We start from the raw sequence: 12,693 nt of genomic DNA, 5'->3' as shown, positions 1-12,693 counted from the left end.
CAATTGACTTGTCGCACTGCGATTCTGTTTCCAGAGAATCCACAATTCGAGATATTGATAGGCAGAAATTCGCTTATGGAAACAAAGGGATTCATTGAGGGAGCCTGGTTCATTCCGCAGCCTCCTTTGGTGTTACCCGCTCTTCAGCTTCTCGTCGCAGTTTGCGAACAAGCTCCAGCTCGGATTGGAAGTCCACGTAATGCGGCAATTTAATGTGCTCTAAGAACCCTGTCGCCTGAATATTGTCCGCGTGGCTTAGGACAAATTCTTCATCCTGAGCAGGTGCACCAAGGTTGTCTTCACCCAGTTCCTGCCAACGTAAAGCGCGGTCAACAAGGGCCATTGCGATGGACTTGCGTTCTGATTGGCCAAAGACCAACCCATATCCCCGCGTGAACTGAGGCGGCTCGGTTTTCGAACCCTTGAACTGGTTGACGGTTTCGCATTCCGTCACCTCGATTTCGCCGATGTCGATAGCAAAGCCGAGTTCGGGAACATCCATCTCTACCGCCACTTTACCGATCCGCAATTCCCCAACAAAGGCGTGGTTGCGGGCATAACCCCGCTGGGTTGAGTAAGCCATGCCCAGCACAAACCCCTCATCACCGCGTGTCAGCGATTGAAGGCGCAGCGGTCGGCCAGCGGGAAACTCCATCGGCTCGCGTGTCAGGTCGCCCGGGGTTTCGTCGCTGAAGGGTTCGTCCTGAATAATGTCCTCACCCTTCAGGAACTCCGTAATGTGAGGTGTTGGTTCTTCACGCGGTGGTGCCACGGGAGCTGTTGTTAATTCGCCTTCCGCCGCCAATTTGAAATCCAGCAAGCGGTGCGTATAGTCGAACGTTGGGCCCAGCACCTGCCCCCCGGGCGCATCCTTGAACGTAGCCGATATTCGTCGATCACAAGTCATCTGTCCCGTGTCCAACGGGTTGGAATAGCCGAAACGAGGCAGAGTCGTTCGGTAGGCGCGGATTAGAAAAATCGCCTCGATCAAGTCCCCACGCGCTTGCTTTATCGCCAGCGCAGCAAGATCAGGATCAAACAACGACCCTTCGGCCATCACCCTGTTCACCGCCAAGCTGAGTTGCTCCCGGATTTGGGCCACACTCAATTCACCGACATCGGTCGCTCCGCGACGTTCCTCAGCCATCCAGGCATGAGCGTTTTCAATGGCTTTCTCACCACCTTTGACAGCAACATACATGGCTCAAGCCTCCGCTTTGATCTGTGTGCTGCGGGGCAAGGCCGCGACCGTTCCCCCACAAGTGAAGAAGAAGTCACAGCCCAATGGGTAAAGCGCCGCATTGGCCCGAAGCGCAGCCACATCTGGCAAAGACAGACGTGAGGTGTGCTTGATGCCTGGCCCCGACAGCCGCGGGCCTGACTGTTTCAACTCATCGCACTCAACGATCAGGGTCGCCGAACGATCAGGATACTCGGCAGCTCCTATGCGATATCTGTTTAACGGCGACAGCGCCTGCCATGTACCTACGGCAAAGTCGGATTCCTCAGCGTTTGAGATCGGTGCGCCGGTGTGAAAGGTTAGCCACTGCCGCACTCCGGCTGTGTCTAAAGCGCCCGCCAGATGAACCTTGGTTTCAGGATCACACAAGGTCAACAACAGGGTACCAGCCGCAACAGAAAGAGGATCAGGCGGTTGCGCTCCCGTAAGTTTCCGTACCTGCCCTGGACGCGCCATAACGGTCATTGCTGCGCGAAACGCATGGGCGGCGTCGATCGGAGCGTTTTGAAGCCCGCCAGAGAATTGTATTTGAGCACCCATCAATCTTCTCCCCGCACCATGGTGAAAAAGTCGACTTTCGTTGCAGCTGCTTTTCCGGCCCGTGCCGCCTTTGCTTCCTGCATTTCCCGTGTGAGAGGTTCGACGATACGAGCCCTCAGATCCTTTGCAGCATCGGTCTGCAACAGGGCGTCTATCAGCGCGGCAACTTCGGCTTTGGCTTTGGACCGGCCCTGTACATAGCCGTGCCCGACTGTCCCGTCCCGCAACTCGACAGAACAACGGGTAACCGTCATTTCACCAAGGTTAAATGGCGCGCCAGTCGCGCCCGTACGGCCCCTCACCATGACGCCCCCGACTTCTGGGCGTCGAAGCCACTCAAAGTCAGGCTGGGCTGCGAAATCTTCCCACAAACTCATCAAAGCCTGCTCTGGCGCTCGGGCAAGAAGACCCATCCATTTCTGCCGCGCGAACCGTGCGGTATCTGTGCATTCTGACATCAAAGCCTCTTGGCGGGGTTGTCTACATGAACTATACAACTAGACAAATATTACACCCCAACACGCCGCCTCGCAATGCGCACACTGTGAAAGTTTAGTGACATGAGCAAAACGCCAGTATGGAAAAGCATCGCGCTAAGCCTGACCACCGACATCGCCGAGGGGCGGTACACGACCGGCGACAGGTTACCGACCGAAGCGCAGCTTGCAGCGCAGCACGGGGTTAACCGACACACGGTGCGACGTGCTCTGTCTGACATGGCCGAACAAGGTCTGGTGCATCCTCGCCGCGGTGCAGGTGTATTTGTGGCCGCAAGGCCAACCGATTACCCGATAGGTAAACGCGTCAGATATCACAAAAGCATTTCAGCCAGCGGCAAGATGCCGGGTAAAAAGATTCTGTCGCTGACCACACGCCTTGCCGATGACACCGAAGCAGAAGCCCTTCAGCTCGCTCCTGGCGACGCAGTTCATGTTTATGACGGCCTGTCATTGGCCGACGGGCAGCCAATCGCCCTTTTTCAAAGCATCTTCCCAGCAGAGCGCCTGCCTGACATCCTCAAAGCGCTCACGGAAACGCAATCGGTCACCAAAGCATTGAAGCAGTGTGGCGTCGAAGATTACACCCGCATTTCAACCCGATTGACGGCGCGCGCGGCGACAGCAACCCAAGCCCTGCACCTCCAATTGAATGAAGGTGCCCCCGTTCTGTTTTCATTAGGTGTCAATGTCGACACACTCGGTGTTCCCGTCGAATACGGGCGAACCGCTTTTGCTGGCGAACGCGTCACTCTCACTTTGAACGAGGATTAGATACGGAGCTTCTCCCGCTCGTCTTCGTTCTCCTTTCGGAGGCTTCATCCCGTTGGGCGTGAGAGTTTACGTTATTCGTATTTCTCGAGAAACGCCTCGGCACTCAGAACACGAAAATCTGGCAACGAGGCCCGCAGGCGGGCATGATCCCAATCCCACCACGCCAGCGCCATCATACGTTCGGCTATGCCATCAGGATAACGGGGGCGAATTGCCTCAGCAGTGACACCGCCAACGATTGTGTAAGGCGGAACACTCTTGGTCACGATCGCGCCTGAAGCCACGACCGCACCATGCCCGATCGTCACTTCGGGCTTGATAATTGCAGCGTGGCCAATCCATGTGTCGTGCCCAATTCTTGTGACCCGGCTAGCACGATGCTCGAACCACTCGGCATCGTGCTCAGCATCATCCCAGTAGTCTGCCGAACGATAAAGGAAATGGTGCAGTGACGCCTTCTCCATCGGATGGTCGGTCGCTCCGATCCGCGTAAAGCTGGCGATATTTGCGAATTTCCCGATCTCAGCATTGGCGATATCGCAGGTGCGGTCGCAATAGGAATAGTCTCCAACAACTGAATTCGCCAAGCGCGTGCCCGCACCAACTTCGACAAACTCACCGAAACTGCAGTTAGTAATCACACACTCAGAATGAATGAAAGGTTGGTCCGAACGGAGGCGTGCCATGAGTGATCCTTAATCGCCGATTAGATCAAACCGTCTTGGCAGGCTTGGCCTTTTTCCGTTTTGACGTTGTTTCACCTTGAATGAGACGGCGGCGCAACCAGCCCGAGAACCAGTCCATAACCATCACCATCAGAATGATCAGAACAATGTAATACGCCACCTCTTCCCAGTCCTTCTGAGTGATGATGGCCTGTGTCAGCAAAAGACCAATCCCGCCGCCGGTAATCGCGCCTATGACAGTGGCACTGCGCGTATTGGACTCAAGAAAGTACAGCAATTGGCTGAGCAACACCGGGGTCACTTGCGGAATAACACCAAAGCGATAGCGTTGCGGAGCATTCGCGCCAGTGGATTGCACGCCTTCAATCTGCTTCTGATCAACGTTTTCAAGAGCTTCGGAAAAGATTTTGCCGAAAGTTCCGGTATCCGTCACCAGAATGGCCAACGCGCCAGTCAGCGGGCCCGGGCCGAACGCACGGGCCAGAACAACGGTCCAGATCAGCGCATCCACCCCACGCACAAAGTCGAACACCCGACGCGTGGCAAAGCGCAAGGTTCTCACAGGATTGAAATTGCGTGTGGCCAGGAACGCGAGCGGCAAGGCAACCATAGCCGCACCCAGTGTTCCCAGGAATGCCATCAGGATTGTTTCAAAGATCGCCCATGCCACATCCTGATGACGCCACATCTTGTTGGTCCAGAAGTCGTTTAGGATCGCGCCTGTCTCACCCTTTACTGCCAGACTAACCAACTGGGGGAAGGATTTTCCGTAGTAAGGGCTGTCGAGTGTAAACCAGAACAGCTCCCATCCGTTGAAATATCGAAACACCTCTGACCGGTTTCGGGTAACCGTTAGGCGCCCCGCATCCGTGGTGATCGCCAAACGGTTCTTGGAAACACTTATCCACTCTGGCACATCACCGGATGGCAACTCCGCCTGCACCCCGGCTGAGCGTGACGGCGTCGCCCGTACGGTTCCGTAGTCCGGAATATCGTACTCGACCGTTTCGGGACCGAAACGAACGACATGGCCATTTTCCAGATCAATGACCGTTGTTTCGCCAAGGGCCACCCATTCGGGAGCCTGCCCCTCGGGATACGCCCCCTTACGCTCACCTTCGATTGCGGCAGAAATTTCACCCGTCCGATTGTCACGTTCGATGTGGGTTTTGTAGCTGTAGCTGTCCGACACCAACGTTTTGCCGTTTTCCCAATTCGCCCGAGCTGCCAAACCCGGCACATCAAAGGCAAAGAACACGTAGGTAAGGTAGACCAGAACCAGCAGAGGAAAACTGAAGTTCACCAGCCGTTTGCGTTGAAACAGCCGCTCCACCTCGGATTTAAGTGCTTCCGTGGTCAAATTGGTTGAATAGGTGCTCATGCCGTGGCTCCTTTTTCAGATCCATGAGCCAGACGGTCGCGCAGATAGCTCGAGATCTGATCAACAACGACGATTGTAACGAAGAGCAAAACGAAAATGGCCGCCGCTTCGTCGTAACGCCCCTGCCCCCAGGACATCGAGTTCCGCAACTCATAGCCAAGACCGCCTGCGCCAACAAAACCCAGAATGGCCGAAGCGCGAATGTTAATCTCGAACCGCAGGAGCGCATAGCTGACATAGTTCGGTCCGACTTGTGGGATGACACCCAGATACATCCGCTGTGACCAGTTCGCGCCGACAGACTGCAAGCCCTCGACAGGCTTCAGTGATGCATTCTCATTCACTTCTGAATACAGCTTACCAAGCGCGCCCGCGGTATGAATGGCGATCGCAATCATCGCCGGCACCGGACCACCACCCAAAACAAAGATCAGGACTAGGGCGATTACAATTTCGGGGATCGCGCGGCATATATCGGCGATGCGGCGGAACAACGGGATCAGCGCCGGCCAAAGGGCCATGCCCCGCGTCGACATCAAGGCCAGAAACGTGCCTGCGATCGTGCCGATCAGAGTCGAAGCCGCGGCGATGTTCAGCGTCTCGATCAATGCCGGGAAGAACTCAACGAGGTTCGCTGGCATCTCGGCAATTTTTTCCCAAGCCTCAGACAAGACCTCGGCTGGGTAGTCGAAGATACGGTGCCATCCATCGGCAAAGCTGCCTGCATTGCGGTCATCCGCGGTACGGAACCCCGCCGCCATCAAGGCCACGAACAAAATCAGAAGAATACCACCATAGACCCGCTTGCGCCGCGTCATCTCGGTATAGTCGGCCCGGATTTGGTCGACGCTAAGGGACCCTGCCGTCAGGTCTGTCATGGAATGCTCCTGAGTGGAAAAACGGGGCCCGGAAAGTTACCGGCCCCCGATCTTGAAAAGTGCAAGTTTAGTTGGACTTCAGCTTGCGTGCTTCGACGATGATCTCGTAGGCGTCATGCGAGATCGGATCAAAGCTTTTGGCTTCGCCGGCAGCCACGCCATAAAAGCAATCGCGGTCTTTCTCGCTCAGCGTGTCCCACAGTTCGGTCACTTTGGCTTTGACGTCTTCGGGCAGAGCCTTACGTACCACAACCGGGCCTTCCGGGATCGGCTTGGAACGCCAGATTTCCACCAGATCGTTCATGTCAACAAGACCAGCATCCACTGCACGACGCAGCGCGCCTGATTGGTAACCGTCTTCCCACTCACCCAAGCCGTCGGCCCAGGTCACACCGGCGTCGATGTCACCGTTGTTGACGGCAACGATGGTCTGCTCGTGGCCGCCAGTGAACTTTACTTCGCCAAAGTAGTCACCCGACTCCATTGTCGCGCCAGTCGCCGCAGGAATTTCGATCGAAGGGATCAGATAACCCGAAGTCGAATTCGGGTCGCCAAAACCAAACGCTTTGCCTTTGACGTCTTCCAGTTTGGTGATGCCGCTGTCTTTGCGTGCGAAGCCTACCGAATAGTATCCGTAGCCACCGTCAGTATTCACCTTGACCAAGACCGGCTCAACCGCTTCGGGGTCGCTCAGGTAGGTTTTTGCGTAACCAGATGCGCCCAACCAGGCAACGTCGATGGTGCCGCCCAGCAGACCCTGGATCACACCGTCATAGTCGGCTGGTGCGAACAGTTTAGTTTCAACACCCAGCATGTCTTCGGTGTACTGACGCAGGCACTCGTTGTTGTTCAAACGGTCCTGAGCATTCTCACCACCGATAATACCGATGCGGAACTCGCTGATTTCTTGGGCCATGGCAGGTGCGGCCAGTGTAGTGGTCGCCGCAATGGCAACGATCAGTTTTTTCATCTGTCTCTCTCCAGGTTGATGCGCCGGCCTTTCATCGGGCCGGTCGATGAAAGGGGTAGTTGGCTTAGATGGTGGCTTCGGCTTCCATCAGAGCTTTCTGAGTGGCGTCCAGCGTCTCGATCTCGGTCGAGGTCGCCTCCTCCGAGAAGCTGGCATCGGCACCGTAAATCTCACGCGCGACGCCAGTGGTCAGCTGTTCAGGCAGACCGTCAAAGACGATACGACCATCACGCATGCCAACGACGCGATCACAATAACGGCGCGCTGTGTCCAAGGTATGGAGGTTGGCGATGACGGTACGACCGTCTTCTTCGTGGATGCGGCGTAGTGCCTGCATCACAACCTGTGCATTCATTGGATCCAGAGAAGCGATGGGCTCATCCGCCAGGATGATCTTGGGATCCTGCATGAGCGCACGCGCGATGGCGACACGTTGTTGCTGACCCCCTGATAAAGCTTCGGCTCGCTTGGGTGCATGTTCTGCGATTCCCAAACGGTCCAGAATGTCGATCGCCCGGTGAATCTCTCCCATCGGGAACAAGTTGAACATGGTGGCCAGGGTGGAATGGCGGTTCAGCGTCCCGTGCAGCACGTTCGATACGACGTCCATGCGTGGCACCAGGTTGAACTGCTGAAAGATCATCGCACAGTCAGCCTGCCAAGCGCGCTTTTCGCGCCCCTTCAGGCTGGTGACATCACGACCTTCGAACAGAATTCGACCTGCGCTGGCGTCCGACAGGCGGTTTACCATCCGCAACAGGGTGGATTTGCCTGCACCAGACCGACCAATGATGCCGATCATGCAAGGTTTGTCGACGTCCAGCGTGGCCTTGTCTACAGCCACGTTATTGCCGAAGCGTTTCGTCAGGTTATCTATGCGCAGCACGTGCCACCCCCAATAGTGTTGGCGGTCAGCTAAAGGCGATCTTCAACGGCTGTGTGTCGATTGGGTGAAAGTTTTGTAAACGCCGAATTTGACCCTCAGCGCACAGCTGAGGCCTATCCATTGCCGAACAACGTGGATATATGCAGGGCCGACACACAATTCTTATGAGGCCACGCATGAGCTTTGACCGCAGCATCAAGATCGCCCCGTCGATCCTGTCAGCCGACTTTGCCAATTTCGGCGCCGAGATTCAGGCAATCGAAGCCCAAGGCGCCGACTGGGTACATGTTGACGTAATGGACGGCCACTTCGTTCCGAACCTGACCTTTGGCCCACCCGCCGTCAAAGCGTTCCGCCCGCATGTGAAAACAGTGATGGATGTGCATCTGATGATCGCGCCGGTTGACCCTTATATTCAGGCCTATGCCGATGCGGGCGCCGACATCCTGACCGCCCATATCGAGGCCGGACCGCACACCCACCGCACCCTGCAGGCCATCCGCGCGGCGGGGATGAAAGCGGGCGTCGCGCTGAACCCCGGCACCCCGGCTGGGGCGGTAGAACATCTGCTCGATCTGACTGATCTGGTTTGCGTCATGACTGTGAACCCTGGGTTCGGGGGCCAAAAATTCATCGACATGACCAGCAAGGTGCGCAAGCTACGTCAGATGATCGGGGATCGTCCAGTTCATATCGAAATCGACGGCGGAGTTGATCCGCAAACAGCCCCTCTGGTCGCAGCGGCAGGAGCGGACGTGCTGGTGGCTGGATCAGCCGTTTTCAAAGGAGGTTCAGTTGAGAACCCGGACGTGTACGGAGAGAACATCAAGGCCGTACGCGCCGCTGCTCAGTCAGGCGTTGCCTAAGGCATAATTTGCCGGACCTCGGGCTCTAACCGAGAAAGATCGCAGGCGGCGTTGGGTGGGCTAGTTAGACTCCATCTCGTCGCCGTCTTGCGACCCAGCCTCGCGATCGCTGTACCGGACACGCATTTTTATCGCCTGCATAAACCGTCCTTCAGCGACCAAAGCAGACAGATAGTCGCTAAGCTTTTCATCCGATAGACCCGCTTCAATAGCAGCATCGAACCTTGCTTCTGATGGGCCGAATTGCCCTTCCTCCATCAAGATCAAAGCATCTGTGTACATCACGTAAGGTGCATCTGGCACCTCGTCCAAAGCCGAGTTAATCGCCCCGCGCGCTTCGGTAGTTTTGCCGAGCCAAAGTGCGATTTCTGCGTGCAGGCGGTGGTCGAAATGATTGGCATCTTCCAGCGCAACACTCCGCCGTATGTGCAACAAGGCGGCGTCATAGTCTTCGTCGTCGGCAAGTAACCTCGCACGCCAGTACGACAGATAACTGGTTTGCTCTATGTGTGTCTCCGCTTCTTCCAATACGGAGTGTGCCTCTGACCTTCTTCCCAAATCAGAAAGCGCGCGCGCTTTGCGGACAAAGCCATCTGCTCTGGTCGGTTTCGCATCAATTACCGCCTCGGCGTCCTTGAGGGCCTGCTTAGGACGGTCCAGCATCAATAGGATCAAGGATCGCCGCGACACCGCTGCAACAAAGTCTGGCTGCATATCCAGTGTGCGGGTTATGTGTTCAAAGGCCTCTTCCCATCTGTCTTCCTCTGACAGGACATAGGCCATTCCGTAGTGGGCGTAAGAGTCATAAGGATCAAGTTCGATGGCCGACCCGAAAAACTCCAACGCGTCGTCATAGCGCCCTTGTTCATTCAGAAACCACGCAAGTTCACGCATTGCCCAAGTGTATTCCGGATCTAATGCAAGAGCCGTGCGCATACGTTCTTCGAACTCAACCTCGTCAATTATGCCGCCTCGATGCGCGCTCGCCGCCAACCCCGCCATATTGCTGCCGGTTGGTTTTCGTGAAACGGCCTGTCGGAAAAATTCGACGGCCGCGTCGTAATCGTCCCGATAGTAATGAATCCAAGCTTGTCCGCGCAGACCCAACTCGGCGTTTGGGTCCAATGACAGGATTTCCTTGAACGCATCTTCTGATTTCTCGATCTCTTTCAGATCGTAGTAGGCCCAAGCGAGCTGATTCAGCATCGCGATCCGTTGCCTGTTCGACGCACCCAACCCACCAAGACCAAGCCGGCAGATTTCGATACGTCTTTGCGGTGTTTCCTGCTGCTCAAGACAGGCCGATGCGTAGGTCCGTTGCGAATCTGTCAAAAGCGGTTTCGCGTTCGCGTCGCCGCTCATCGAGAGAGCACATCCGGCAATTATACAGCTAACTATGAAGGGAGGGGTGTACATGTTTTTTGAAGGCAACCTGCTTTTGCAAAATGATACTCGGAATTGAGTTTATAAAAAGGCACAAACACAGAGAATATGCGCACAGCAAAGTCTCTAAGGCGTTGCGAAATTGGGAATATTTCATTTCGCTTGATAGCTGACCACATCCCTTGCAACGACTGCACATCGGCTATGTCGAAATTGGGCTAGCGGGTAAGATGGCCGGCTATTAGAACCTCGGCATCTTCTCATAGACCAGAGACGCCCAAAATGGCTAAGACTTCCGCGCACGCACCTGCCCCTTTCAGCTTGTCCTCGTTTGCCTCTCTGATTGCACAGAGCGTTCGAAGCGCCATGCAAGAACTGAAGCGGGGCCGTGAGGCAAACCGCAGAATTCAAACCTATTGGGCCATGTCAGACGAAGATCTGCGCACCCGTGGGATTGAGCGCGCAGACATCATTCGCCTTGTTATGGCCGAAGTAATCTAAAACGTTCTCAATTCACTCGACACGAATTGAACCGTTCGACAACCAGGGCTGTTCGACCTTCATGCCCTGGTAAAGCGCGTGCAGGAATGTGTGCGCAAGTACCGGATCGTTGAGGAAGGGGGACTGACGCAGGTTGCCTTCTTTCACACCCTCTTCAGCTTGGTAAACGACCTGATCGCCCTTTACCGTGACCAGTACCTGCAGATTCGCAAGGCTTTCGGGATCAACCTCCGTCGGATCTCCGGACAGGATTACGAAATCGGCAACTTTACCGACTTCGATGGATCCTTTTTCATCTTCCTCGAAATGCTGCCAAGCGGGCCACAAAGTCATGGCCTTGAGCGCCGTCATCACGTCAACTCGCTGATGAGGTCCAAGAATATCTCCGGAACGAGTCCTGCGCGTCACCGTAGCCGCCAACACACGCATACTGTCTGGCAGAGCGACCGGGGCGTCGTGGTGCGTTCCAAACATCATGTCTCTTTGCCTAAGCCACCCGGACGGAGAGATGTTTTCAGCGTTCACCGGGCCAACTGTGTGATCGCGGTGCCAATCACCCCAATAGAAGGTGTGCATTGGAAAGATTGAAGGGAACACACCCAACCGCTTGAAACTTGCGACCTGATCTTCCCTCAGGAACTGTCCGTGGATCAGAACCGGACGGTTACCGGGATCGCCGTATTTCATCTGCGCCACTTCCAAAGCAGCGATCAGCATGTCAGACGCCCCTTCTCCGTTCGAATGGACAAGAATTTGGAACCCGTTCTCGTAGCACCAATTTACGGCGTCCTGCAGCTGTTCCATCGTGATCGCGGAATAGCCGGCGTACCCAGCAGGGTAATTGCCGACAGGGTCGAAGTAAGGACGGTCTCGCAGTGCGGTGAACCCCTGAGGTGAGCCGTCGATCGTTAACTTACACCCGCCCACGCGAACACGGTTTTCGTAACTTGGGGATACGTTGGCCTTGATGAAATCCTGCGATTCCAGCACATCCGGAAAGGCTACGACATCAATCGGCAAGCCCTCTTCCGCTGCTACCTTTCTTAGCGCCCCAACAAGTTCACCAGAAGATCGTCCTTCCTGGCCGGTCGTGTATCCGTACTTGGCCCAAAGTTCAGTGCCCGCGCGTGCAAAGGAGGTTAGCCCCTCCTCTCCAAGATTTCCTAACAAGGGCACTAAAACGGCAAAGAAGGCATATTCCTCAAGCACACCGTTCGGCTCACCATTTTCATCGCGCTGGATAACACCACCCGGAGGTGCCTCAGATGCTGCCGTTATCCCGGCAATTTCCAGAGCTTTCGAGTTCGCAACTCCCAAATGCCCCGACTGGTGGATAATCAGCACCGGTATTTCCGTTGAGACCTCATCCAAATCCTGCCGTGTCGGATGGCGCAGTTCCTTTAGCTGCGCGTTGTCATAACCAAACCCAATGATCATCTGAGTTTTGTCAACGGCGTCAGCGTTTTCGTCGGCCCAAGTTTTCAGAGTGGACTGAAGGCTTGCGATATCGGTGACGTCGCCATCAGGCGGAGCAAGCATGTTCGCCGAAAGTGCTTGAAGTCCGCCCAAAACAACATGCCCGTGACTATCGACGAAGCCCGGCAGCATCGCTCGTCCATCAAGGTCGAAAAGCTTGGTCTCTTCACCCTGAAGTTCTTTTAGGTCAGCTTGCGCGCCAATTGCGATTATGCGCCCATCCTTAACAGCTACTGCCTCGGCGGTTGGCTGGTCGTCATTGATCGTCAGGATCGGACCACCGGAATATATACTGTCCGCAATTTGTTGCGAGGTCGCCATGGTCGCGGACCCAGTCAAAAGAACGGCAATCCAAAATGGTAGCTTCAAAAATCGCATCTGGTGACCTCTGCTTTGATAAAAAATTTTATGCGCAGAAGGTAACACCAATTCTCACTTTGGTAGAAAGCAAAAAGGGCGCCCCGAAGGACGCCCTTTCCGTTTGGCTATTCGCTAGAGCGAATTACTCGATGATTTTCGAGACGACGCCGGCGCCGACGGTGCGGCCACCTTCGCGGATCGCGAAGCGCAGACCGTTTTCCATCGCGATAGGCGCGATCAGCTCAACGCCGAACG

At 55.5% G+C, this 12,693-nt stretch carries 14 protein-coding genes; 3 read left to right on the top strand and 11 right to left on the bottom strand.

Features of this window, described 5'->3' with window-relative positions; genetic code table 11:
• Positions 1-109: 109 nt before the first annotated feature.
• Genes ACR0EO_RS12795 through phnG form a run of 3 tightly spaced genes read right to left on the bottom strand, consistent with a single transcriptional unit; the run spans position 110 to position 2,238 of the window.
• Positions 110-1,201, bottom strand: coding sequence for a carbon-phosphorus lyase complex subunit (locus tag ACR0EO_RS12795; protein WP_480690473.1), 1,092 nt, complete (start codon positions 1,199-1,201; stop codon positions 110-112).
• 3 nt (positions 1,202-1,204) lie between these two features.
• Complete coding sequence (gene phnH, locus ACR0EO_RS12790; RefSeq protein WP_480690471.1) at positions 1,205-1,780, bottom strand: phosphonate C-P lyase system protein PhnH; 576 nt, start codon at positions 1,778-1,780, stop codon at positions 1,205-1,207.
• Positions 1,780-2,238, bottom strand: a complete 459-nt coding sequence (phnG, locus tag ACR0EO_RS12785) for a phosphonate C-P lyase system protein PhnG (protein WP_480690469.1) — start codon at positions 2,236-2,238, stop codon at positions 1,780-1,782. Before phnG ends, phnH begins: the two co-directional genes overlap by 1 nt.
• Before the next feature lie 102 nt (positions 2,239-2,340).
• Here phnG and phnF point away from each other — a divergent pair, with 102 nt between their 5' ends.
• Positions 2,341-3,051 (top strand): phosphonate metabolism transcriptional regulator PhnF, encoded by a 711-nt coding sequence (phnF, locus tag ACR0EO_RS12780; RefSeq protein ID WP_480690467.1) that lies wholly within the window; start codon positions 2,341-2,343, stop codon positions 3,049-3,051.
• Between the two features lie 71 nt (positions 3,052-3,122).
• Here phnF and ACR0EO_RS12775 read toward each other — a convergent pair whose 3' ends face one another.
• From ACR0EO_RS12775 to phnC, 5 genes are all read right to left on the bottom strand, one after another.
• The gene (locus ACR0EO_RS12775) at positions 3,123-3,737 is read right to left on the bottom strand and encodes an LbetaH domain-containing protein (RefSeq protein WP_480690465.1); all 615 of its coding nucleotides are present in this window, start codon (positions 3,735-3,737) and stop codon (positions 3,123-3,125) included.
• Positions 3,738-3,762: 25 nt separating this feature from the next.
• Positions 3,763-5,118, bottom strand: coding sequence for a phosphonate ABC transporter, permease protein PhnE (phnE, locus tag ACR0EO_RS12770; RefSeq protein ID WP_480690463.1), 1,356 nt, complete (start codon positions 5,116-5,118; stop codon positions 3,763-3,765).
• Positions 5,115-5,996, bottom strand: a complete 882-nt coding sequence (gene phnE, locus ACR0EO_RS12765; RefSeq protein ID WP_480690461.1) for a phosphonate ABC transporter, permease protein PhnE — start codon at positions 5,994-5,996, stop codon at positions 5,115-5,117. The genes phnE (ACR0EO_RS12770) and phnE (ACR0EO_RS12765) overlap by 4 nt, the downstream gene beginning before the upstream one ends.
• Positions 5,997-6,063: 67 nt before the next feature.
• On the bottom strand, positions 6,064-6,966 hold the full coding sequence (gene phnD, locus ACR0EO_RS12760) for a phosphonate ABC transporter substrate-binding protein (RefSeq protein ID WP_480690459.1): 903 nt from the start codon (positions 6,964-6,966) through the stop codon (positions 6,064-6,066).
• Positions 6,967-7,030: 64 nt separating this feature from the next.
• The gene (phnC, locus tag ACR0EO_RS12755; RefSeq protein WP_480690457.1) at positions 7,031-7,852 is read right to left on the bottom strand and encodes a phosphonate ABC transporter ATP-binding protein; all 822 of its coding nucleotides are present in this window, start codon (positions 7,850-7,852) and stop codon (positions 7,031-7,033) included.
• Positions 7,853-8,028: 176 nt separating this feature from the next.
• On the opposite strand from phnC, the gene rpe reads away from it, so the two are divergent.
• Positions 8,029-8,718 carry a ribulose-phosphate 3-epimerase gene (rpe, locus tag ACR0EO_RS12750; RefSeq protein ID WP_480690456.1) on the top strand — a complete coding sequence of 230 codons (690 nt, stop codon included), beginning with the start codon at positions 8,029-8,031 and terminating at the stop codon, positions 8,716-8,718.
• A gap of 60 nt (positions 8,719-8,778) precedes the next feature.
• Here the strand turns inward: rpe and ACR0EO_RS12745 are convergent, their stop codons facing one another.
• The gene (locus tag ACR0EO_RS12745) at positions 8,779-10,080 is read right to left on the bottom strand and encodes a tetratricopeptide repeat protein (protein WP_480690454.1); all 1,302 of its coding nucleotides are present in this window, start codon (positions 10,078-10,080) and stop codon (positions 8,779-8,781) included.
• 303 nt (positions 10,081-10,383) lie between these two features.
• On the opposite strand from ACR0EO_RS12745, the gene ACR0EO_RS12740 reads away from it, so the two are divergent.
• On the top strand, positions 10,384-10,602 hold the full coding sequence (locus ACR0EO_RS12740; protein WP_480690452.1) for a hypothetical protein: 219 nt from the start codon (positions 10,384-10,386) through the stop codon (positions 10,600-10,602).
• A 12-nt stretch (positions 10,603-10,614) separates the two neighbouring features.
• Here the strand turns inward: ACR0EO_RS12740 and ACR0EO_RS12735 are convergent, their stop codons facing one another.
• Together ACR0EO_RS12735 and ACR0EO_RS12730 are read right to left on the bottom strand one after the other, a co-directional pair.
• Positions 10,615-12,456: an amidohydrolase gene (locus ACR0EO_RS12735; protein WP_480690450.1), complete on the bottom strand. Its 1,842-nt coding sequence runs from the start codon at positions 12,454-12,456 to the stop codon at positions 10,615-10,617.
• Between the two features lie 124 nt (positions 12,457-12,580).
• The coding region (locus tag ACR0EO_RS12730; RefSeq protein ID WP_480428719.1) for an EF-Tu C-terminal domain-related protein at positions 12,581-12,693 on the bottom strand (113 nt) is incomplete at its 5' end.

The organism is Ruegeria sp. BE9 (assembly GCF_056538765.1).
This window is presented reverse-complemented; position numbering and strand designations above follow the sequence as displayed.

Bases quoted from the DNA above. Each gene is read 5' to 3' on its own strand.
- phnG (WP_480690469.1), bottom strand. From the start codon at position 2,238: ATGTCAGAATGCACAGATACCGCACGGTTCGCGCGGCAGAAATGGATG.
- phnD (WP_480690459.1), bottom strand. From the start codon at position 6,966: ATGAAAAAACTGATCGTTGCCATTGCGGCGACCACTACACTGGCCGCA.
- phnF (WP_480690467.1), top strand. From the start codon at position 2,341: ATGAGCAAAACGCCAGTATGGAAAAGCATCGCGCTAAGCCTGACCACC.
- ACR0EO_RS12775 (WP_480690465.1), bottom strand. From the start codon at position 3,737: ATGGCACGCCTCCGTTCGGACCAACCTTTCATTCATTCTGAGTGTGTG.
- phnE (WP_480690461.1), bottom strand. From the start codon at position 5,996: ATGACAGACCTGACGGCAGGGTCCCTTAGCGTCGACCAAATCCGGGCC.
- phnH (WP_480690471.1), bottom strand. From the start codon at position 1,780: ATGGGTGCTCAAATACAATTCTCTGGCGGGCTTCAAAACGCTCCGATC.
- ACR0EO_RS12735 (WP_480690450.1), bottom strand. From the start codon at position 12,456: ATGCGATTTTTGAAGCTACCATTTTGGATTGCCGTTCTTTTGACTGGG.
- ACR0EO_RS12795 (WP_480690473.1), bottom strand. From the start codon at position 1,201: ATGTATGTTGCTGTCAAAGGTGGTGAGAAAGCCATTGAAAACGCTCAT.
- ACR0EO_RS12745 (WP_480690454.1), bottom strand. From the start codon at position 10,080: ATGAGCGGCGACGCGAACGCGAAACCGCTTTTGACAGATTCGCAACGG.
- phnE (WP_480690463.1), bottom strand. From the start codon at position 5,118: ATGAGCACCTATTCAACCAATTTGACCACGGAAGCACTTAAATCCGAG.
- rpe (WP_480690456.1), top strand. From the start codon at position 8,029: ATGAGCTTTGACCGCAGCATCAAGATCGCCCCGTCGATCCTGTCAGCC.
- ACR0EO_RS12740 (WP_480690452.1), top strand. From the start codon at position 10,384: ATGGCTAAGACTTCCGCGCACGCACCTGCCCCTTTCAGCTTGTCCTCG.